Source organism: Marinobacter sediminicola, assembly GCF_031157525.1.
GTDB classification, from domain to species: domain Bacteria; phylum Pseudomonadota; class Gammaproteobacteria; order Pseudomonadales; family Oleiphilaceae; genus Marinobacter; species Marinobacter sediminicola.
The window spans coordinates 37,019-59,820 of sequence record NZ_JAVIXR010000011.1; the positions used below are offsets into that span (position 1 = coordinate 37,019).

Annotated in this window: 19 protein-coding genes; 12 read left to right on the forward strand and 7 right to left on the reverse strand. The window is 56.0% G+C overall.

Translation table 11 applies throughout. From position 1 onward, the window contains the following. Positions 1-17 precede the first annotated feature (17 nt). The 5 genes from pyrR to gshB are packed head-to-tail and all read right to left on the reverse strand — an operon-like array spanning position 18 to position 3,389. On the reverse strand, positions 18-527 hold the full coding sequence (gene pyrR / locus RG807_RS14240) for a bifunctional pyr operon transcriptional regulator/uracil phosphoribosyltransferase PyrR (RefSeq protein WP_309045481.1): 510 nt from the start codon (positions 525-527) through the stop codon (positions 18-20). Between the two features lie 15 nt (positions 528-542). Next, positions 543-974, reverse strand: a complete 432-nt coding sequence (ruvX, locus tag RG807_RS14245; RefSeq protein WP_309045482.1) for a Holliday junction resolvase RuvX — start codon at positions 972-974, stop codon at positions 543-545. Further along, positions 967-1,533, reverse strand: a complete 567-nt coding sequence (locus RG807_RS14250; RefSeq protein ID WP_309045483.1) for a YqgE/AlgH family protein — start codon at positions 1,531-1,533, stop codon at positions 967-969. Before RG807_RS14250 ends, ruvX begins: the two co-directional genes overlap by 8 nt. After that, entirely contained in the window at positions 1,530-2,396 is an 867-nt protein-coding gene (locus tag RG807_RS14255; protein WP_309045484.1) for an energy transducer TonB, read from the reverse strand. Before RG807_RS14255 ends, RG807_RS14250 begins: the two co-directional genes overlap by 4 nt. A 39-nt stretch (positions 2,397-2,435) precedes the next feature. After that, the gene (gene gshB / locus RG807_RS14260) at positions 2,436-3,389 is read right to left on the reverse strand and encodes a glutathione synthase (RefSeq protein ID WP_309045485.1); all 954 of its coding nucleotides are present in this window, start codon (positions 3,387-3,389) and stop codon (positions 2,436-2,438) included. 299 nt (positions 3,390-3,688) lie between these two features. On the opposite strand from gshB, the gene pilG reads away from it, so the two are divergent. The 11 genes from pilG (at position 3,689) to RG807_RS14315 (ending at position 19,307) form a co-directional block, all read left to right on the forward strand. Continuing rightward, positions 3,689-4,081, forward strand: coding sequence for a twitching motility response regulator PilG (gene pilG / locus RG807_RS14265; protein WP_100637866.1), 393 nt, complete (start codon positions 3,689-3,691; stop codon positions 4,079-4,081). Positions 4,082-4,116: 35 nt separating this feature from the next. Next, positions 4,117-4,479: a twitching motility response regulator PilH gene (gene pilH / locus RG807_RS14270; RefSeq protein WP_298451969.1), complete on the forward strand. Its 363-nt coding sequence runs from the start codon at positions 4,117-4,119 to the stop codon at positions 4,477-4,479. A 19-nt stretch (positions 4,480-4,498) separates the two neighbouring features. Continuing rightward, entirely contained in the window at positions 4,499-5,044 is a 546-nt protein-coding gene (locus RG807_RS14275) for a chemotaxis protein CheW (protein ID WP_298451966.1), read from the forward strand. A gap of 91 nt (positions 5,045-5,135) precedes the next feature. Then, a complete protein-coding gene (locus RG807_RS14280; RefSeq protein ID WP_309045486.1) occupies positions 5,136-7,211 on the forward strand; it encodes a methyl-accepting chemotaxis protein in 2,076 nt (691 codons plus the stop codon). 27 nt (positions 7,212-7,238) lie between these two features. Next, entirely contained in the window at positions 7,239-8,138 is a 900-nt protein-coding gene (locus tag RG807_RS14285; RefSeq protein WP_309045487.1) for a CheR family methyltransferase, read from the forward strand. An 11-nt stretch (positions 8,139-8,149) separates the two neighbouring features. After that, a complete protein-coding gene (locus RG807_RS14290) occupies positions 8,150-15,622 on the forward strand; it encodes an Hpt domain-containing protein (protein WP_309045488.1) in 7,473 nt (2,490 codons plus the stop codon). Then, on the forward strand, positions 15,622-16,674 hold the full coding sequence (locus tag RG807_RS14295) for a chemotaxis protein CheB (protein ID WP_309045489.1): 1,053 nt from the start codon (positions 15,622-15,624) through the stop codon (positions 16,672-16,674). The genes RG807_RS14290 and RG807_RS14295 overlap by 1 nt, the downstream gene beginning before the upstream one ends. 11 nt (positions 16,675-16,685) lie before the next feature. After that, the gene (locus RG807_RS14300) at positions 16,686-17,147 is read left to right on the forward strand and encodes a chemotaxis protein CheW (protein WP_298451952.1); all 462 of its coding nucleotides are present in this window, start codon (positions 16,686-16,688) and stop codon (positions 17,145-17,147) included. Between the two features lie 76 nt (positions 17,148-17,223). Then, positions 17,224-17,715, forward strand: a complete 492-nt coding sequence (locus RG807_RS14305; RefSeq protein ID WP_309045490.1) for a Fur family transcriptional regulator — start codon at positions 17,224-17,226, stop codon at positions 17,713-17,715. After that, entirely contained in the window at positions 17,708-18,496 is a 789-nt protein-coding gene (gene znuC / locus RG807_RS14310) for a zinc ABC transporter ATP-binding protein ZnuC (RefSeq protein WP_309045491.1), read from the forward strand. The genes RG807_RS14305 and znuC overlap by 8 nt, the downstream gene beginning before the upstream one ends. Beyond that, positions 18,483-19,307, forward strand: coding sequence for a metal ABC transporter permease (locus tag RG807_RS14315; RefSeq protein ID WP_309045492.1), 825 nt, complete (start codon positions 18,483-18,485; stop codon positions 19,305-19,307). Before znuC ends, RG807_RS14315 begins: the two co-directional genes overlap by 14 nt. A gap of 19 nt (positions 19,308-19,326) precedes the next feature. On the opposite strand, the gene RG807_RS14320 is transcribed toward RG807_RS14315, so the two are convergent. After that, on the reverse strand, positions 19,327-20,409 hold the full coding sequence (locus RG807_RS14320) for a patatin-like phospholipase family protein (protein ID WP_309045493.1): 1,083 nt from the start codon (positions 20,407-20,409) through the stop codon (positions 19,327-19,329). A gap of 210 nt (positions 20,410-20,619) precedes the next feature. On the opposite strand from RG807_RS14320, the gene RG807_RS14325 reads away from it, so the two are divergent. Then, positions 20,620-21,684, forward strand: a complete 1,065-nt coding sequence (locus RG807_RS14325; protein WP_309045494.1) for a GGDEF domain-containing protein — start codon at positions 20,620-20,622, stop codon at positions 21,682-21,684. Between the two features lie 18 nt (positions 21,685-21,702). Here the strand turns inward: RG807_RS14325 and RG807_RS14330 are convergent, their stop codons facing one another. After that, the gene (locus RG807_RS14330; protein WP_309045555.1) at positions 21,703-22,584 is read right to left on the reverse strand and encodes an alpha/beta fold hydrolase; all 882 of its coding nucleotides are present in this window, start codon (positions 22,582-22,584) and stop codon (positions 21,703-21,705) included. Positions 22,585-22,802 lie beyond the last annotated feature (218 nt).

Consider the following 22,802-nt stretch of genomic DNA (forward strand, 5'->3'; position numbering starts at 1 on the left):
CTATCGGGTTCGGGGGTTTACTGTTCGGCTGCTTGAATTTCTATCCGGAGTGGATCCGGGCCTCGAAGTTTTATGCGCTGGGTCGCATCCAGCGTCAGCGATTGCCCGGCCACATCGGGCTGGATGGGCAGTTCACGGGCACCGAGATCAATCAGCGTGGCGAGTATGATACTGGCTGGGCGGCCATAATCGAACAGTTCATTCATCGCCGCACGTATTGTACGGCCACTCATAATAACGTCGTCGATCAATATGATATCCCGATCTTCGGTATCAAACGGCAGGCTTGAGGGTGTGACCTTGGGATTCAGCCCAATCCGGCTGAAGTCATCCCGGTAGAATGAAATATCCAGCTCACCGAACGGCTCTTCGATTCCCAGGCGCTTGCCAATGATATCGGCCACCCATACGCCGCCGGTACGGATGCCAATGAGTACTGGCGACTTGATACCTCGCTCTTCAAGCAGATTACGCAGCCCCGCCTCCAACTTGTCCAGAAGCTGGTCTACATCAAGCAATGCGCTCATTAAATCCTCACTTTATTATTCTGTTTGCAGCCGACACCAGGTTTCCAGTATCAGCACCGCTGCGCGATCGTCTACACCGTGACGACCATAATCCCGACTACCACCGGCAGCCATTACCTGACCTTTCGCTTCGTAACTGGTCAGGCGTTCATCGACCATTTCTATCGGAACATGGAAGCGCCCGTGCAGGCGTTTACCAAACTTTCGGGCGCGGCCACACATGTCATTTTCGCTGCCATCCATGTTCAGGGGCAGGCCCACCAGCACCAGATCCGGCTGCCACTCCACCAACAGCTTTTCGAGCTGAGCCCAATCCGGGGTTCCGTTGTCGGCAGGGATCATGGTCAGGGGCTGGCCTGTACCGATCATCTCCTGCCCCATAGCCACGCCAATACGGCGGAGACCAAAATCGAATGCCATCACACTGCGCTGTCCGCGTTCAGGCATGCCCCACCGTCTCACTGAGCTGATTAATATCTATCCCTATCAGGGCAAGAACAGCCTTATAGCGGTCAGCCCACGGTGTCCTGAACAGAATGTCGGTGGTGGCAGGGCAGGTTAGCCAGGAATTGCTGCCCAACTCCTCCTCCAGTTGTCCTTCGCCCCATCCTGAGTAACCGAGAGCCATCAAAAACTCTTCCGGACCTTCGTTGAGTCCAATGCCGGCCAGTATATCGCGGGAGGTTGTCAGCATCACGTCGTCGGCGACCTTGGCGGTACTCTGCCAGTCTGCTCCGGGGGAGTGCAGCACGAATCCTCGCTCTTGCTCCACCGGCCCCCCGCTGAACACAGGCAAATCAAGCTCGCCACCCTGAAGATCAAGCTGTTCGAGAATCTCCCCCAAATGAATATCCAGAGGCTGGTTGACCATCAACCCCAAGGCGCCGTCACTGGAGTGCTCGCAAAGGTAGATAACAGCGCCGTGAAAGCGAGGATCCGCAAGATAGGGCGATGCCACCAGAAAGTGATGTCGCAAGCTGTGAGGAGAATGCTTAGATGCCGTCATCCAGATGTCAGCCCCCTTTGCTGGAAAGACCAGGTGCGTATGATTTCCAGTTCATCCACGTCTTTTCGCATATCGTCAGGAAAAGGCGCGAAGGGCGCGGCCATCCTGACGATACGAATGGCTGCATCATCCAACAGTGTACTGCCCGACGATTGCAGAATAGCCACTTCCTTGATTGTGCCATCTTTCTGCATGGATACCAGCATTCGCAGGGTGCCATAAACGCCGGCGCGCCGGGCTTCGGTGGGATAGTTGATATTGCCAACCCGCGTAACCTTGCTTACCCAGTTCTGCACGTACCATGCGTTGCTGGACTTCAGAGTAGAAGCTGCGGTCACCCGCATCACTCTGGGTTTGCGGGCATAGGCCTGCTGCTGGGCATCAAAGCGGGCTTCCAGACTGGCAATCTCCAGACTACGCTCCATCAGGCTTTTCTTTTCTTTAACCGGCAAGGGCTCGTCTTCTGGCTCAGCGCGCTGCTCAGGCTGCTGAACCTGCTGAGTCGATCGCCCCTCCGTTTGCACAACCGCGCGCTCCTGTCGGCGAACAGGCTCCACCTGGGCCAGGGGTTCCGGCTGCACCTGAGCCACTTCCGGCTGGCTGATTTCCGCAGGTTGCGGCGAGGTCATCTCCCGGGGCTCATCTTCAGTGCCACTGCCCTGCTGGTTGGTCTGCGCCAAAAAATCTGCCTTTTCCGGCGCCTGCTCATCATCAAACTGCGACAGGGTGATTTCCATTGTCTGGGCAGAAGAGCGCGGAGACTCCGGGGCAAAGGTAATTCCCAACACCACAACTGCATGCACCACCAGCGCCATAAACAGCGTGAAGGAAAACCTGTCAAAATCGCTTACCTGCACCGCCATGACTAAACCCGTTCCCGTAGTTGACCCATAATACTCACGTCAGCCCCGGTTAAGACGCTTCGCAATGGCATCAATCAACATTCCGCCAATATCTGTCCCGAAGGTGTCATCCAGCTCCCGGATGCAGGTGGGGCTGGTGACGTTGATTTCGGTAAGGTAATCACCGATCACATCCAGGCCTACAAACATCAAACCTTTTTCTTTGATTACCGGCGCCACCCGCGCACAGATCTCACGGTCACGGTCCGTTAGCTCACGACCCTCGCCCCGACCACCGGCCGCAAGATTTCCGCGATTTTCACCTTGCGATGGAATTCGCGCAAGGGAATATGGCACTGCCTCACCTTCAATCATCAGAATGCGCTTATCGCCGTTGCTGATTTCAGGAATGAACTTCTGGGCCATAGCCTGGCGCGCACCATAATTGGTCAGGGTTTCAATAATCACACCCAGGTTAAAGTCGTTTTCCTTAATGCGGAAAATGGAATGGCCACCCATACCGTTCACCGGCTTCATAATAATGTCGCCGTGCTGCGCATAAAATTCCCGGAAACGCTTCGACGACCGGCTGACCAGCAGAGGCGGCGTAAGATCTTCAAACTGTGTAGCAAACAGCTTCTCATTGCAGTCCCGCAAGGTGGCAGCCGGATTAACCACCAGCGCGCCTTGTTGCTCGGCGGACCCAAGAATATAGGTAGCCATCAGGAACTCATCATCGACCGGCGGATCTTTGCGCATCAGGATCACATCAAGATCACCCAAGGGCAGATCCCGCGCAGGGCCATAGCTGAACCAGTCTTCGGGATCCTTGCGCACCGTCAGGCTGCGCATGTGGGCCATGGCCTTGCCACCGTCCAGATAAAGGTCAGGTAGCTCCATGTATTCGATTTCCCAGCCGCGGTTTTGCGCAGCCAGCAACATCGCCAATGAACTGTCTTTTTTGAAATGGATATCCTCGATGGGATCCATCACAATTCCAAGTCGAACGGTCATAGTGTCTCTGGCGCTCCTGAGGGGTGAAAAACACGAACCGGTATGCAGAGTAAACCGGGTAATAAGTGCTATGCTGAGAAATCAGATGGTATTGTACCCGAGCCTTGAATGCATCCGGAGAAATCCTGGGTAAATTACGTGATGTTGCAGGCAAAAGTACATTTGGACACAAAGTAATACTTTTTATCAGGCCACTGATAATCTATAAATGAACAGGGTTTATAGAAGAACCTTAAGGTTTATGCTAAAAAGCCCCCGTTTAAAACAATGACAGTCGCTGAGCGCAAGGCACCTGGACAATGGATGACAACTTCGAGAACTTGAAGATCATGGTGATCGACGATAGCAAAACCATCCGTCGCACCGCAGAAACCCTCCTGAAGAAGGTAGGCTGTGAGGTTATCACCGCGACAGACGGTTTTGACGCTTTGGCTAAAATTGCCGACTCACAACCCGATATCATCTTTGTGGATATCATGATGCCCCGCCTGGACGGCTACCAGACCTGCGCGCTCATCAAAAATAATTCCTCATTCAAGAAGACGCCGGTCATCATGCTATCAAGCAAAGACGGGCTTTTTGACAAGGCCAAGGGTCGCATCGTCGGCTCTGACCAGTACCTGACCAAACCGTTCAGCAAGGATGAGCTGCTCAATACCATTCGCCACTATGTACCTGTGGCACCACAGTAAACCCTGCTGACATATAAAGAACCATCGAGGAACCAATGGCTCGCATTCTGATTGTTGACGATTCTCCTACCGAGGTTAAAAAAATCTCCACCATTCTGGAAAAGCACAAGCACGAAGTGCTTACTGCCGATAACGGCGCAGATGGTGTTGCCAAGGCCCGTGCCGAAACCCCGGATCTGGTACTCATGGATGTGGTTATGCCTGGCCTCAATGGCTTTCAGGCAACCCGCCAGCTTACCCGGGCTCCCGAAACGGCTTCCATTCCGGTGATTATTGTCACCACGAAGGATCAGGAAACTGACCGTGTTTGGGGTACCCGTCAGGGCGCCAAAGGCTACCTGGTCAAGCCGGTAAACGAAGACGACCTGATCAACACAATCAACAGTTTGATTGGCTGATCCCAACTTCGGAGAAAGCATGTCCGCACAGGCCGCCCCCTTTGCCGTACTGACGGATATCGCCCGACGCAGCCGATCCATGGCCGCCGGTCTGCCCGAACAGCAAGAAGCCGTTGAACTTTGGAACGGCATCGGCTTTGTTCTTGCAGGCGAGCGCTATGTGGCTCCCATGGGTGAGGTCACTGAAATACTGCACGTTCCCCGGTTTACACATATCCCGGGCGTACGGCCGTTTCTGATGGGCGCTGCCAACGTGCGCGGTCGCCTCCTCCCCCTGGTTGATCTAGCCGGCTTCTTTGACATTCCCCGCTCATCCCGCAGTCAGCGAGAACGGCGGGTGCTTGTGATTGAGCAAGGCGACATCTTCAGTGGCCTGGTGGTCGATTCCGTGTTGGGCATGCAGTACTTTGCAACCGATAGTTTCAAGGCAGCACCCGCGGGTGTGCCTGAAAGCGTTCAGCCGTTTGTCGCAGGCGGCTATGAACGAAACGAAGAAGTCTGGAAAGTGTTTTCCGCAGTCGACCTGCTCGAAGACGAACGCTTTCTTGACGTCGCGCAGTGGTAAGGGTGATGACAGTGGCAGGAAAAACACCCTGACTGCCTGAAACCTCATTAAAACAACTTGCCAAATTCCAGAAGAGGCCGGGAGCCAGAAAATGAAAAACAGAGCCGGAAGAATCGGTACGGGTCAGGGGGGCAACAAACTTGTTGCCGGCCTGATTACCTCGCTGATCGCACTCACTGTCCTGCTCGTTGTGGTCCTGTTTATAATCAACAGGGACAGCCAGAACGACCAGGAATACATTGCCAACGCAGCTGAACTCAGGGTGTTGTCGCAGGAGATCGCGAAAAACGCGACTGAAGCCGCCGGCGGTACCGCCGAGGCGTTCAACCAGTTGCGCCGTTCCCGCGATGAATTCCAGCAGCTCTGGTCTAACGTGACCGAAGGCAACCCCGAAACCGGCCTGCCTCCCAGTGAATTGGCCCGCGAAAGTGGTGTTCAGCAGCATTGGAACTCGGTACGCGAGAACGCAGACAGCATTCTATCCACCCGGGACGCCGTTCTTGGTCTGCACGAAGTGGCACGCACCCTGAACGAAACCATCCCCCAGCTTCAGGTGGAGTACGACGATATCGTACAAATCCTGCTGGATAGCGGTGCACCAGCCGAACAGATTGCACTGGCTCAGCGCCAGTCATTGCTTGCAGAGCGTATTGTGCGCTCGGTAAACAACGTACTCTCCGGTGACGAAGACGCCGTCATTGCCGCTGACCGCTTTGGTCGCGACGCGAGCCTGTTTGGCCGCGTACTCGACGGGCAGCTAAACGGCAACCCGGCGATGGGCACTACCAAGGTTGATGATGAAGACGCAATCTACGGCCTTGAGGCAGTTGATGAGCTGTTCGAATTCGTCGCCCAGAACGTAGACGCTATCCTTGAAGCCTCTCCCGACCTCTTCAAGGTACGTAACTCTGCCAGCGACATCTTCCAGAACTCCGAGATTCTGCTGTCTGAACTGTCTGTTCTTGCCGAAAGCTTCCGCGCCCAGAGTGGCTCACGGCTGGTAAGCCCGACTCTGGCCTTTATTATCCTGGCCGCCATGGTCGCCATGGTTGTGTTTATCGGCCTTGCCCTGTACCGGGAAGCCCAAACGCGGCTATCCACTACCCAGGAGCAGAACGAGCAAAACCAGAATGCGATCCTGCGACTGCTGGACGAACTGGCCGATCTGGCTGATGGTGACTTGACCACGGAGGCCACGGTAACCGAGGACTTCACCGGTGCCATCGCTGACTCCATCAACTACGCGATCGACCAGATGCGCGGACTGGTACAAGCAATTCGTGGTACTGCGGTGCGAGTGGCCTCAGCGGCCCAGGAAACCCAGTCTACCGCCATGCACCTGGCCGATGCTTCCGAGCACCAGGCCCAGGAAATTGCCGGTGCATCTGCTGCTGTTAACGAAATGGCTGTCTCTATCGACCAGGTATCTTCCAACGCGGCGGAATCTTCTGCGGTTGCGGAGCGCTCGGTTGCCATCGCCAAGAAAGGCGCAGAAGTGGTACAGAACACCATTCGCGGCATGGACAATATCCGTGAGCAGATCCAGGAAACCTCCAAGCGGATCAAGCGTCTGGGTGAGTCTTCCCAGGAAATCGGTGACATCGTATCCCTGATCAACGACATTGCCGACCAAACCAACATCCTGTCTCTGAACGCTGCTATCCAGGCCTCTATGGCCGGTGACGCGGGTCGAGGCTTTGCGGTAGTTGCGGACGAAGTTCAGCGCCTTGCGGAACGTTCCTCTGCTGCAACCAAGCAGATTGAAGCGCTGGTTAAGACAATCCAGTCTGACACCAACGAAGCCGTTATTTCCATGGAACACACCACCGCCGAAGTGGTACGTGGTGCACGCCTGGCACAGGACGCGGGTATTGCTCTCGAAGAAATCGAGAACGTATCCATGAGCCTTGCAGAACTGATCCAGAACATCTCCAACGCGGCACGCCAGCAGTCGTCTTCTGCGGCACACATTTCCAACACGATGAACGTTATCCAGGAAATCACCTCCCAGACCTCGTCCGGTACCAACGCGACCGCGAAGTCTATCGGGAACCTGGCGGAAATGGCTTCCGAGCTGCGGTCCTCCGTTGCCGGCTTTACGCTGCCCGAGGAAGATATGGCAGGCCACGACGAAGAGGAAGACAGCAACGTTCCGGTGGTGGGCTGATTTACAGCCCGAGGCTAATGGCGGTTTATGTCTGAATTTCATAACAATCCGTCAACTGCCGAAAGTTCCTGGTGTCTGCGCCGTCTTCCGGAAATGGATGAGGCGCAGTTCAGCCAGTGGCAGACCCTACTGGAACACCGTACTGGCATGACACTGCCTGCAGAGCGCCGCTCGTTTCTGGAAACCAATCTGGCCATCCGGATGCGGGAAATAGGCTGCAGTAGCTATCAGGCCTACTACGAAACGATTATCTCGGGGCCGGATGCCATTCGGGAGTGGTCAACGCTGGTGGACCGGCTTACGGTGCAGGAAACCCGTTTTTTCAGGGACCCTGATGCCTTTCGACTGGTCGCCGATTACGTTCTCACACGACCTAGGGAACAGTTCCGAAAACGGCCAATTGAGGCATGGAGCGTCGGTTGCTCGTCCGGTGAAGAGCCTTACACCTTAGCCATGGTGCTGAACGAGTGTATGACTCAGCTGGGACTGCAGCCGCTCTATGGCGTTACCGGTTCGGACATCAGCACACCGGTTATCGAGAAGGCCCGGACAGGCCAGTTCAACGCCCGCAAATTGCTGGGCATGGACGAAGACATGAAAACCCGGTATTTCCGCCCGGCCGAGCGGAACACCGTTGAAATTGTCGAAAGCATCCGGGAGCGGGTCTGCTTTACCAGACTGAATGTGTTGGATCTGGATAAAGCGCCCATGCACGGAATGAATATTATCTTCTGCCAGAATTTGCTGATTTATTTCCGTCGCTGGCGCAGACGGGACATTGTCAGGCGTCTTGCAGAGCGGCTGGCGCCCGGGGGACTACTGGTTCTGGGCCAGGGAGAGCTGACCGACTGGCAGCCCCCAGGCCTACAAAAAGTACCCTCGGAACATGTACTGGCGTGGATCAAGCGCCAGACTGACGAAGAATAACCGGAGAGGTTATGGGCAACCACCATGACAACATCGCCCTCGACTGGGTTCGGGGCGAGATACAGGACACGCTGACCCAAGGTCAGCATGCGCTGGAGGCGTACGTTGAAAATCGTGACGATACAGCACGCCTGCGTTTCTGCCTGAATTATCTCCATCAGGTGCATGGCACCCTGCAGATGGTTGAACTATACGGCGCAGCCCTGCTGACCGAGGAAATGGAAAAGCTCACCCAGGCGGTGCTGGATAACAGCGTCGTCAGTGTGGACGAAGCCGTGAATGTTCTGATGGAAGCCATACTTCAGCTTCCCCAGTATCTGGAACACTTGGCCAGCAGCCAGGATGATTTCCCCATGGTACTGCTGCCTCTGCTGAACGACCTGCGGGCTGCGCGGGGCGACTCGCTGCTGTCTGACACCTCTCTGTTCAAGCCAGATCTCGCTCCATCGCGAATGCAGGTTGCAGACAATGTGTCGCAGCGCCTGCAAGATCCCAAAGTACTCGGCCACATCCGCAAACTGCGACAGATGTACCAGTTTGCCCTTGCCGGGATCATTCGCGAAGAAGACCTTGATGCCCAGTTCGTCTACCTGCAGAAGGTTATTCACCGGCTCACCCGTCTTTGCCAGAAAACGCCCCGTGGCGAACTCTGGAAAGCTGCGGCTGCCTTTGTAGAAACACTTCAGGCAAAGGCGAACCCGGTCAACGCAGCGGTCAAGTCCCTGCTTCGGGAGCTCGATAGCGAAATCCGTCGCCTCACCGACGAGCATGGAGATATCCTCGCTCAACCAGCACCCGATGCACTGCTCAAACACCTGCTTTATTACGTAGCACGGGCGCGGGATCTGGATTCCGAAAATGTAAGGGATCTGCGTAACCGCTACCAGCTCACAGAGGCACTGCCTTCAGAAGACGATGTGGATGCAGCCCGAAATCGCGTCTCCGGCCCCGGCCGTGAAGCCATCCACTCCGTTGTCAGTGCACTGAATGAAGAACTGGCCAAGCTAAAAGACCAACTGGACCTTTTTGTACGTTCAGAGCTGCGAAAAAACAGCGAGCTTGAAGATCTTCTTCCGGGCCTGGTGCAGGTGGGTAATACGCTAGCGGTGCTTGGTCTGGGTATTCCTCGGAAGGTTATTACCGAACAAATTGAGCTGATTGAAAAGCTGGGAGCCCAAAGCGAACTGGTTGACGACGGCACTCTGATGGATATAGCCGGAGCTCTGCTTTACGTGGAAGCCAGCCTTGCAGGCCTGGACAGCGAACGGCAGCCTGAGCCTTCCTCGAGAAACGTCGACAGCCTTCCTGCCAATCAGGGTTCCCGCGAACTTGGAGAAGCCAGCAGTGCCCTTCTGAGAGAGTCCCGCAATACGCTGGAGCAAGTAAAGTCAGCGGTTATCAACTTTATTGCGTCCCAGTGGGACACCCGTGAAATCGAACACGTCCCCGGTCTGCTCCACAGCATCCGTGGCGGCCTGAGCCTGGTACCGCTGGAGCGTGTAGCCAGCATGCTGGCGTCTGCCGAGCGTTATATTTCTGATGTTCTCCTCAGCGACAAGCATGTTCCCGATTGGAGGCAGTTGGATACCCTCGCAGATGCCATTACCAGTATTGAGTATTACCTTGAGCGACTGGCTGAAGGCATAAGCGACAATGCAGACATTCTTCGGATTGCTGAAGAAAGCCTTGCAGGCCTCGGGTTCCCGGTAGGCGAAGAGCCCACTTGGGGCACTGAATTGGCACAGGATGATGTGCCCGTTGTAGAGCCCATGGCGTCAGAAGATGCTGCGGCGCATAGCGGCAGTACCGCCTCCAAAGCTTCGGATGAGGAGCTTCTGGACGACGAGATCCTCGGCATCTTTGTGGAAGAAGCGGAAGAGGTTCTGGAAACTATCCACGAATTCTACCCGCGCTTGCACCAGAACCACGACGACCGCCCGGCACTGACCGAAGTCCGCCGCGCTTACCACACACTTAAAGGTAGCGGCCGACTGGTTGGTGCCAGAAGCCTTGGCGACCTGGCTTGGTCAGTGGAAAATCTACTGAACCGGGTAATTGATCAGAGCATCAAACCGACCGACGAACTGTTCTCGTTTATTGATGAAGCGAATGCCCGCATTCCCGCCCTGATTCATGCATTCCGTGACGGCCAAGCCGCCGACGATGTCGCAGATTTGGTTGCGCGCGGGGAAGCCATGGCAACAACCCGTCGCAGCGACAATGAACAAGTGGCCGCCGCGGAAACAGCCGAAGTCACTGAGCCGGAAGCAGTGGTTGAAAGTGCTCCTACACCGGAATTGACTGGCGATAGCGAGCAGCAAGACGACCTGATAGACGACGAAATCCTCGAAATCTTTGTCGAGGAAGCCGGTGAGGTTCTGGAAACCATCCGGGAATACCTCCCCATGCTGTTGCGTCAACACGATGACCGCAGCGCGCTTTCCGAAGTGCGCCGTGCATTCCACACGCTCAAGGGCAGTGGTCGCATGGTTGGTGCAATGGTGGTAGGTGAGCTGGCCTGGTCTATAGAAAACATGCTGAACCGCGTAATCGACGGCAGCACCTTCATGAATGACGACATTGCCAGCCTGCTGGATGAGGCTACGGGCGTTCTTCCATCTCTGGTCAGTGATTTTGAGAACAAACAACCGCCGTCAATGGACCCTTCCAACCTGGAAGCCCGCGCCAAGGCTCTTGCGAATGGGGATATCCCTGACGCAAGCACGATGCCCTCAGCTGATGATGACAGCGCCTTCGCCAGTACCGCTATAGAGCTGACGGAATCCGATTACGATACGGATGATGATCGCGACGTTGATCCAGTGTTACTGGATATCTTCGAGAGTGAAACAGAAACCCATCTGCAAACCCTCAGAGAATTTTTGGCTGCTGCAGGCGACAAGGTAAACGTCTCCTATACAGACGACCTGTCACGCGCTCTGCACACCCTCAAAGGAAGTGCCCACACTGCGGGTATAGCGCCGATTGCGGCAATCATTGCCCCGCTTGAACGCTTCATAAAAGAATCCCGCGCCCAGAACCTGCGCGCAGACCGCGACGTGCTGTCACTGATTGAGGCGGCCTGCGACTTCCTGACACAAGGGCTGGCTCAGATACGCAATGAGCCTCAGGCCTCGTTGCCAAGCACTGAAGCGTTCCTGGAAAAGCTGGAACGCATATCCAATGACCGGCTTCGCACCTACAGCGAAGATATCAGCCACGACGGCACACAACCAGCGCCCTCCCAGCTGGTGCAACTGTTCCTCAGTGAAGGGCTAGATGTCGTTCTGGATGCCGACCTTATCCTTGCCCAGTGGGCGGAAACCCCTGAAGACCGAGGCCCGCTCCAACGCCTGACTGCAGAATTGGCACAGCTTACCGATGCAGCATCCGACGCCGGGCTGGCCGATGTCGCCGCTTTGTCAGAGGCTCTCCACGAAGTTTATGCAGCCGCCGCAAACCAGAGTGAGGCACCAGAGGATTGGTTCTTCTCATCCGTTCGCAATGCCCACGAGCACCTGATCAACATGATGGATCAGATTGCTGCAGGGTTGGCCACTGAGTCCGGTGACGAGCTGGTGGCTGAGCTTGAAGCGCTCACCCAGTCCCTGCTCGGTGCCGAAACCGAGACCACAAGTGCATTCGACCAGGAATTCACCGAAGACCTGGAGGAAATAGACCTCAGCTTCGATATGGAAGAGCTGGAAGCCACTACAACCAGCGACCTGCCGCTGCCTGAAACTGATGAAGGCGTTGAAGCATCCGACAGTGACATGGACGACGAACTTGCGGAGATCTTCCTTGAAGAAGCTCGCGAGCTCATCGACAGCACCGCAGAGGCTCTGCAAAACTGGAGCGAAGACACCGGCAACCTCGACATTTTGCGCCTGCTGCAAAGGGATCTTCACACCCTTAAAGGGGGTGCACGCCTTGCCGAAATTGTGGCCGTAGGTGATCTGGCCCATGAGCTAGAAACCCTGTTCGAGGGCCTGACAGATAAGAAACTCTCCGTAAACGACGAGCTGTCTGACCTTTTGTTCCGCTGCCATGACCGTCTCGCCGGCATGGTGGACAACCTGGAAGCCAAGGAATCACCTCGCCCGGCACCTGATCTGATCAGCGAAATCCATGCCTACATGGACAACACGACCCGTTCACGACCGGTTACAGATGTGGCAGCACCGGCTGAGCCGGAAAGCCCTGATTCCGCAGATGATCTGCCGCCGTTGCCTGAGCTTGAGGGTGTTGATGAGCCGGAAGCTGCCGACGTCGGCACCGATCTCTCGCACATGGACCCGGAACTCACCGGCATTTTCCTTGAGGAAGCTTACGACCTGATCAACTCCACAGGCAGTGCCCTGCATGCCTGGAGTGAAGACCCGTCGAACCGGTCCGTGGCAGCAGAACTGCAACGCGACGTTCATACGCTGAAAGGCGGCGCCCGCATGGCAGGGGTTGACGCCATTGGCGATCTGACCCACGTGCTCGAAGACCTGTTTGAAAAGGTAGCCGAAGGCCAGCTTGCTTCCAGCAGTGCAATGAACGACCTGCTGTTTGCATGCCACGACCGACTGGCGCAGATGGTTGAACAGGTTGCTACCCAGAAGCCTTGCCCGCCCGCCAACGATCTGGTGGATCAGGTTGAAGCGATTCTCCGTGGCGAATCGTCGCCCATAGAGACAGTTGTTGAGACTGAGATTGAGCCAGCAGACATTGATACTCCGGCACCACTTCCGGAAATCACGCAAGCTGACACAAGCCATGACGACGACATAGCCAATATTTTCCTGGATGAAGGCCATGAGATCCACGACGCCATCAGCGAGTGCCTCGACCAATGGCGTGAAGACCCCCAGGCAATGCATGGCGTTCCACAGCTTCAGCAAGAGCTGCACACACTCAAAGGTGGTGCTCGACTATCCGATGTCGACCCCATCGCTGAACTGGCGGAAGTTTGGGCTGGCGCCCTCGAAGCGGTGACATCGATCCCAGGGAACCAGCGGCTGCTATTAGCCCTGAGCACCCGTGGACTTGATAACCTGAAGTCCATGCTCGGTGAGCTGGCGTTTGGTACAGAGCCAGCGGCAGACCCGGATCTTCTGATGTCCTTCAGCAGTGCCCAAACTCTGGAGTCAGGCAATTTTGAAGCGTCACCAGAAGAAACGGCCACCGCTGATCAGGAAGCGATTGATCCAGAGATTCTGGAGATCTTCCTGGAAGAGGCTGGCGAGATCATGGACCAGCTGGAGCACCTTCTTGCAGATTGGCGCAAAGATCCTGCCAGCAAACACTTCAATCAGGAAGCTCAGCGCGCACTGCATACCTTGAAGGGCGGTGCCCGTTTATCCCAGCTCACGCTGCTGGGTGATAAGGCCCACAATTTTGAAACACGCTTGATTGACCTGGCAGGCAAGTCACCTGATGACACCCAGTGGCAAGCCATTACCGAAGATCACGACGGTATCATTGCCCTGGTTGCTGACATACGCGAACGCTACGAGTCTGGCGCAGTGGCGGCCGCACCTGTGGCCGAAGCCGCACCGGAAGTACAAGTACCCGAAGCGCCAGAGGCACCAGCAGAGCCCACACCAAAGCCTGCGCCTGCCAGGGCCAAGAACTCCAAGCGCGTTGTTGATGCACAGCGTGCAGCACAGGAAACCATTCGGGTATCTGCTCCCTTGCTGGATGATCTGGTTAACCTGGCCGGTGAAACCAGTATTACCCGTGGTCGACTGGAACAGCAAAGCAGCGACTTCAGCCATACGCTGGATGAAATGGCTGCCACCATCGAGCGTCTGCGGGAACAGTTGCGCCGGATGGAAATCGAAACCGAAGCACAGATTCTGTTCAGTGCCGAGAAAGAGCATGGTCCAGATTACGGGGACGATTTCGATCCGTTGGAAATGGACAGGTATTCCTCCATTCAGCAGTTGTCGCGGGCTCTGACGGAATCGTCTTCAGACCTCGCAGATCTTCGCGAAACTCTAGCCGACCGGGTGCGGGATACAGAAACCCTGCTGGTTCAGCAGTCCCGTATTAACACAGAACTTCAGGAAGGTCTGATGAAGACCCGAATGATTCCGTTCTCTTCCATGGTGCCGCGCCTGCGCCGGATTGTTCGCCAGATCAGCGGTGAGCTGGGCAAGAAAGTTGAGTTTGATGTACGCAACGCCGAAGGCGAAATGGACCGCACCATACTCGAGCGAATGATTGCGCCGCTCGAACACATGCTGCGTAACGCCATTGATCACGGCATTGAAATGCCGGCTGACCGGAAGAAGAGCGGCAAAGCGGAGGCAGGTGCAGTCACCCTGTCGCTGGCTCGCGAAGGTGGCGACGTGGTTCTGCGCATGGTAGACGACGGTGCTGGTATCCCTTCAAATGTCATCCGGGAAAAGGCCATTCGCCAAGGGTTGTTGCGGGAGGATGAAGAACTCTCCGAACGCGAGATTCTGCAGTTTATCGTGCAGCCCGGGTTCTCAACCGCACAGAACATTACCCAGATTTCCGGTCGTGGCGTTGGTATGGACGTGGTCGCCAGTGAGATCAAACAGCTGGGCGGCAGCCTGGACATTGAATCGCAGGTCGGTCGCGGCACCGTGTTTACCGTCAGGTTACCCTTTACCGTTTCGGTAAACCGGGCCCTGATGGTATCCACGGGCGAAGATTTCTACGCCATCCCGCTCAACACCATTGAGGGTATCGTGCGGGTCAGCACTTACGAGCTTGAGGAATACTACAAGCCGGATGCGCCCATGTACGAATACGCTGGCCAGGAATACCGCCTGCAGTATCTTGGCAGCCTGCTGAACAGTGATCACCATCCGAAACTTCAGGGCCAGGCCCTGCCGCTTCCGGTAATTCTGGTACGCGGTGCCGAGCAACCTATGGCTCTGCAGGTAGATAACCTGATGGGCAGCCGTGAAATCGTGGTTAAGTCGCTGGGGCCGCAGTTCGGCACCGTTCGCGGTGTGTCCGGTGCCACCATTCTTGGTGATGGCAACGTGGTGGTGATTCTCGACCTGCCCGCCATGATTCGTTCCGACATATTGTCTGAACGCCAGCGTCTGGCCGACTTGGACAAGACAAGAGAGTCTACCCGCTACGAAGAGCGCGCCACGGTTGTCATGGTGGTGGACGACTCGGTTACCGTGCGCAAGGTTACCTCGCGCCTGCTCGAGCGTAATGGCATGGAGGTCATCACTGCAAAAGATGGCCTAGATGCGGTGGCGCAGCTGCAGGATCATAAGCCGGACATCATGCTGCTGGATATTGAAATGCCACGCATGGATGGCTTTGAGGTAGCCAGCTTCGTAAGGCACGATGACAACCTGCGTGATATGCCGATCTGCATGATCACATCCCGAACCGGCGAAAAGCACCGTGAGCGGGCATTGGCCATCGGCGTAAACGAGTACCTGGGCAAGCCGTTCCAGGAAACGGAACTGCTGAAGACCATTGCACGGCTAACCGGTAAGCAGTGATGACCGGCCAAACCGGTCGGGCTCAGGTCGGCATTGTTTCGGACGTTGTCCTGCAGCGACACAGACTGCAGGCGGCGGCCGCCAAATTCGGCCTTGAGGTGTGCTTCTCAGGTGATCCGGAGCGCCTGCAGAGCCATCGTGAGTTCCCGGAAGCCGGGCTCTGGCTGGTGACACTGGAAGACGAGGCAGATCATCCTGCCTTGTTTGATTACCTTCTGGATAACACTGAGGCTCCGGTTCTGTTCGGGTTGGATCAGGCACCCGGGGCTGGGAGCACAGAATATTTTCGCTGGGAACGGCGATTGCTGGGCAAGCTGGAACAAGAGCTGGGAGACCTGTCACAGCTGGATTCCAAAGACAGTATCGAAGAGCTTGAAGCAGAAGCCCCACTAAGCCTGGAATCGTCGGAGCTTCCGCAGTGGCTAACCCCTGCGGCACCGGGTTCCGTAGCAGAAGAGATTTGGGTGTTGTGCGCATCGCTGGGTGGTCCGGCGGCCGTGAAAGCGTTTCTGGACTGCCTTCCACCGGGTCTGCCAGTGGGCTTCGTTTATGCCCAGCATATTGACGGGAATTTCGCCGAAGTGCTCACACGGGTGCTTGGCCGCCATGCGCATTACAAGCTGCAGCATGCCGAAGAGAATTACCGGGTTAAAAACGGCGATGTGGTACTGATGCCGGTTGAGCATGAGTGGAGATTCTCTGCCACTGGCGCTCTGACTGAGCTGGATACACCTTGGCCCGGGCCTTATAGCCCGTCGATTGACCAGGTGTTGCTCAATACTGCAGACCACTACGGCTCCCATTGCCATGCCGTTCTGTTTTCCGGTATGGGCAATGACGGCGCAATTGCAGCACCTCTGCTCAAAGCCTATGGTAGCCGAATCTGGGTTCAGGAGAGCTCCAGCTGCGGCAATAGCTCAATGCCGGATTCCGTGGCTGCCACCGGCTGCTCCAGCTTTACCGGCACACCAGAGCAACTGGCCCGGGAACTGGTCAAAACCATCGAAAAATCCTGCCTGCTGAAAGGCCGGCAGAAACGGGGCTCCGCCTGAGGACACAAGCAATGAATGACAACAGCCAAACCCTCTCCTGCGTCATGATTCCCGTGAGCGGGCGGCAACTTTTACTGCCCAACGTATCCATTGCCGAAGTGGTGGACTACGCCAGCAGTGAGGCCGGTGTCGGGGCACCTGACTGGCTTGCTGGCCGCCTGGAATGGCGAGGCCTTAACCTGCCTGTTATTTCCTACGATGCAGCCAATGGCGGAACCTTGTCAGTGCCTGGTGAAAATCGGGGCCGAATCGTGGTGCTCAATAGCATCACCGACAACAACAAAAAGCTGCGTTTCTTGGCACTGATTACTCAGGGCATTCCAAGCCAGGTTCGCATTACAGAAGAGCAGATCAAGAAAATGGAGGCAGAAAACGGGCCTGCTGATCTTATGCTCGTTGACGTTGACGGCGAAACGGCCTGGATTCCTAACCTGGATTACCTTGAATCTCTCGCCAGCGATTCCCTGGTATAAGCCGTCTCGATTCTTACCCTTGGCAGTCGGGCTCCTGCGGATGTTATAATGTTACAAATTCTGCAGGATTCCGATCATGTCCGCTCGCGCGCTACCTTACCGCCCTCACAACCACGATGACTGTGTCAGCCAGGCTTTGGCTGAAGCCAGAGCCATCTGCCAAGAGCAGCATGCTCGCCTGACGCCCACCCGTGAGCGAGTTCTTGAGCTTATCTGGGAATCCCACAAACCACTCGGCGCCTACGATGTACTGGCGAAACTGGCATCAGAAGGCCACAGTGCTGCGCCTCCGACGGTCTACCGGGCACTCGACTTCCTGCAACAGTACGGGTTGGTGCACCGTATAGCCTCCCTGAATGCCTTTATCGGCTGTGCCCATGCTGGCGAGCATCACACAGGGATGTTTCTCATCTGTCGCTCTTGCGGCAATGCTCTGGAGCTAACAGACACAACCGTCTCCAAAGCCATACACGAAGCGGCCGGCGCCGAAGCATTCGTTACCGAAGCCATAACTCTTGAAATAGCAGGCCTGTGCCCCAGCTGTCAGGGAGAGCAACCCAATGGATGAACCGCTGGTTGCCATCGAAAACCTTACCGTCCGGTTTGATGATCGCCCAGTTGTTGATCGGGTCAGCCTGGCGCTGCACCGGGGCGATATCATTACCATCATTGGCCCAAACGGCGCCGGCAAAACCACCCTGATCAAGGCGGTTCTGGGCATACAGGCCGCCACAAGCGGCCGTATCCTGCGCGCAAAGGGCTTGGTGATCGGGTATGTGCCCCAACATCTAAGCCTTGAATCAACGCTTCCCCTGAGCGTAGAGCGCTTCATGTTGCTCAGCGGCCAACCTCTTGCAGCCTGCGTCGCTGCGCTGGAGCGAACCGGTGTCAGCCATCTGCTGAAGGCATCTGTCCACCATTTGTCAGGTGGAGAGCAGCAACGCCTTTTACTGGCCAGGGCACTGGTCCGGAAACCGGATCTCCTGGTGCTTGATGAACCGGCACAAGGTGTCGATATCAATGGCCAGGCGGCGCTTTATGATCTGATTCGTCAGCTTAGAGATGAACTCAACTGCGGCGTCATCATGATTTCTCACGATTTGCATTTGGTTATGGCCGCAACCGACAAGGTGATCTGCCTGAACCAGCACGTGTGCTGCAGCGGGCATCCTGCCGATATCTCACACGACCCTGCGTTTATTGAAACCTTCGGCCGGCCGGTCGCGGAGTCTCTGGCGGTGTATCACCACAACCATAACCACAGCCACGACCTGAGCGGCAACGTGGTTGGCACAGGTCATTCGGGTTCAGCGAACGAACATGGGGAGTGCAACCATGAGCATCATTGATACAGTGCTGAACGACTTCTTCTGGCGCGCCCTCATTGGTGGTTTGGGCGTTGCCTTGATTGCCGGGCCGCTGGGCTGTTTTGTGGTATGGCGGAGGATGGCCTATTTCGGCGACACGCTCGCGCATTCGGCGCTGCTGGGCATAGCGCTGAGCTTTCTGTTCAGTCTTCCACTGAACCTTGGCGTCCTCATCACCAGCGTTGTTCTCGCCATGGCGCTGTTGCTGTTTTCCCGCAACAAAACCTTGGCGACAGACACTTTGCTGGGAATTCTTGCCCACAGCGCCCTGGCCATTGGCCTGGTCGCGCTAAGCTTTATGCCGGATGTACGGATTGACCTGACCGGCCTGTTGTTCGGCGATCTGCTAGCCATGAACCGACACGACCTGCTGTGGATTTATGGCGGCGCTGTTGTGATCCTGACACTCTTAGCCGTGCTTTGGCGCGGCTTGCTGATGAGCACCATTCACGAAGAGCTGGCGAGGGTGGAAGGGGTGCCGGTTGAGCGCCTGCGCCTGCTGCTGATGTTAATGTTTGCGCTGGTGATTGCCGTTGCCATGAAGATGGTGGGCGTATTGCTTATTACTGCTATGTTGATCATTCCCGCCGCCACCGCGCGCAGGCTGGCCAGCACCCCGGAACAGATGGCAGCGCTGGCGGTTGGATTCGGGTTTGTTGCGGTAGCGGGCGGCCTGAGTATGTCGTGGCACCTGGACACGCCCGCAGGCCCATCCGTGGTGGTAACGGCTTTTGCAACATTTCTGGTTGTTTACGGCGGCGCTGGCCGGTTCTCCGCAAGCCGTCCTGCCTGAGCAAGCAGGTCGCCATGCATCACAAAGGCTGGATAACGTCCATCAAACGGCCGGTTTCAAGTAGCTCAAGAAACTCGTCTCCCAGGCGCTCGCTTTCGGCAACTGCTTTCTGCCATGAGCGCTCACGGCCTTTGTCATTGCCCAGATAGGTTTCGAAATCCTTACGGTCTGGCAGCTTGCGATCCGGTAAGTGCTCCAGATAATCCTTCGAGGGCGCCACCAGGAGCACATCCTGCAGACGAGTTCCGTCGCCGCGACGCCATGGCAGGGTCTTGTCAAACCAGCCAGGCACAATTCGATCGGTGAAGTGCGGATACAAAACCACACCCGGCTGTTCATAGGGCAGATCGAGGTGGTAATCCAAAAGCCCACCATCTCTGTAGATACCCTCCGGGGCGCCGGGAATATTCCGGACACCGGACATCACCATAGGTATGGATGCAGAGGCTAACAATGCAGAGTGCAAGTTGTCGCGGCTCAAAGGCACTTCATGGCTTGAAAAATCCGCCAACGGCGACAATGGCGCCTTCAATCTGGCATCGTGAAGAATACCCCGCTCCATGAAACGCCCAAGGTGTCGTCGGCCAACGGCATTAGCACTTATGGCGCTCATCAACCCGAGGCTCAGGCGCGCTTTGGTGTCTGGTTCGAGCATGCCCAAGCTGCGAACCACCATCACATTCAGGCGATACCAAGGGTGTTCAAGAATATAGTCCTCACGTCCGCCAATCAGTTCTTCGAGGAATTTAACACTTTGGCGCGTAACCTCAGCCGCACTGACCCCTTTTTCGAAGCGCTGGGCAGTGTATAGCTCCGCCAGCCGGGTAAGCTGTGCCCGTGGGTTGTCCGAGGAAGCAATTGCAGCAAACCGCCAGCTGCCGATGGAGGAGCCAATCAGGGAGCGCTCTTGTTCAACCCGGAGCAGCCAGTCCCCAAAAATGGCTTTATCCAGACCGCTGAGCCCAAGGGCTTTGGGGCCGCCGGCAGCACCGGGAATAACGTGCACATCATCCGGCGTCAGGGGTTTTTCCTGCAACCGCTGCAGGGTTCGACGGCCTGCCCGGATAGTCAGTGCCGGGGCACGGGTATGGATGGCGATCATGGCGGCGTTCCTGTCAGCGTTCAGTATGAATAATAATAGGTTCAGACGAGGCGTGGATTTTAACGAAGTGGTCACTATGGGCCAACATAACAAAACTAATACTATCGATACTCAGATACTTCAGCTCCACTGGAGAACACCCATGCTAGACTTGAACACACGCCCGTTTTCAGCAGCTGGGCGATATCACAAAAACAGCCGGAGCTTGCTGTGAGCGCGTTTATCTCGACGGATTCCACCTCAACCAACCCGACCCTCGCGGTGCTTGGTTTCAAGCGGCAACTGGTCTATCACCTGCATTTTTGGGCTTTCATTGCAGTCGCGCCGCTTGTTGTCGTGCAGTGGCAGCATCACCACTTTCTGCTCTCCGGAATGCTGATTCTATTCTGTATCAATGCTCTTGCTGTCATGGCCCTGTTGCGGTTTCGTTCCACCTATTTCCTGAAAGGCCGGTTGTTTCCTTTGCTTGCAGTGGTGTGCGCGGCCTATTCAACGGCCATTAACGGGCATGCAGGGTTGTACTGGGCATACCCTGCTGCTTCAGCGCTGTTTTTCCTGCTTCCAATCCGGGAAGCCATTGCCAGCAACACCATTTTTGTGACCGTCATGGCAGTGGTTTCTTTCATGAAGTTTCCCGAAGCAGATTTCTGGCGCATTACCTTCTCGCTGGGGCTTACCTGTCTGTTCTCCATGATTTTCGCCTGGCTGGTGGGCAAGCTACAAATGGAACTCACCCGGCTGGCAACCACCGACCCCCTTACCGGCTGCCTCAACCGATCACAGCTGGCTGACATCCTGAACGGCCAAATCCAGATGCGTGAGCGCTACGGGCGAGTATCCAGCATGGTTCTTCTGGATCTGGATTACTTCAAACTGATCAACGATCAGTGGGGCCACTTGGCGGGGGACAGAGTGCTAAAAGAAATGGCGTTGCGACTGCGTAAGCGCCTCAGGGAAAGCGACCAGATTTTCCGGATCGGTGGTGAAGAGTTCATGATCGTTCTGCCCGAAACCAATCAGCATGAGGGCAATCTTCTTGCCCATCAATTGCTCACGAGCATCAGCGCTCGGCCGTTTCTTGAAGATATCAAGGTAACAGCAAGCGCCAGCATTGCCGAGGTCAGCAAGGGTGAAACCTGGTCTGTCTGGCTGAACCGTGCCGACCAGGCGCTCTACGATGCCAAATCAAGAGGGCGCAACCAGGTCGTGAGTGCAACCAGCCTGGCAGCTGGCGACCAGAATACGGACGCCCCTCCAACACCCGTTTCCGGCTAGCGGCTATTTTCAACCCGGTCACCGTCGCTTGCGAAACTCTCTGTAAGCGCCAAATACTTCCCACGGGCTCTCGAAGTGGGGGTAATGTCCCACATTCTTGAGCTGCACCACATCGGCCTCCGGAATCATCTCCTGATAACGCTGCGCCGTGGCCGCGCCCGATACAGGATCCGCAACACCTGAGATAAGACGCATGGGTTGTCTGGCGTTTTGCAGGGCAGAGACCCAGCGATGCCGATGGCACCGGCGTTCTTCCATGAAATGGATCAACTGGTGCAGAATCCCGCGGCCGTTGTTGTAGGTGATCAGATGCCAGAAATCATCCAGATCCTGCTGATCCGGGAGGCATTTACTGCCAAACAACTTCATGAAGCTGCGCTCAAAACTACGTCGGGTCAGTGCCCGACTGATCAACCCTCCCAGAGGGCTACGCAACAAGTTCTGAATCAACAACGGGCTGTGCACTTCGGGGAATAATGCGCCGTTCAGGAAACACACGCTGGGAATCTCGAAAGGTAGCGCGCCTTCCTGCTCTCGGGCCAGAAGCTCCTGAGCAACACTGCAGCCATAATCATGGGCCAGAAGATGAACCGATGTGAGACCAAGGCCCTCCAGCATGCCCTGGATGAGGTCTGATTGATCTTCGATGCTATAGGAATAATGTCGGGGTTTGTCGGAGAAGCCGAATCCCAGCAGGTCCGGTGCAAGCAAATGATTACCCTGAATCAGCATGGGCCATAGGCGATGCCAGTCCCAGCTTGCGGTAGGAAATCCGTGAATCAGTAACAACGGCTCCCCCTGCCCCGCCATGCGGCTGAATATCGCATGACCTTCATAGGTAAACCACTTGCCGCTCTGTTGCCACGCCTCTTGCGCAGCCACCTCACTACCAACGGGCATTCCCTTCCATGTACCCGATGTATGCTGATCCATGCGATGTCCCCGATGTATTCTTCACAGCCTGCGACTTTAGAATAAACCCGACCCTTCGGCCAGAACCACACCACTGCCGCCCGTAAACTACTATCAGCGTTTGGTCTTTTCCGTGCCCGGCGTCGTAAATCGTAGAGATACAGGGCAAATTCACTTAAGCTTTGTCCCTTGTATCTACCTCAGCA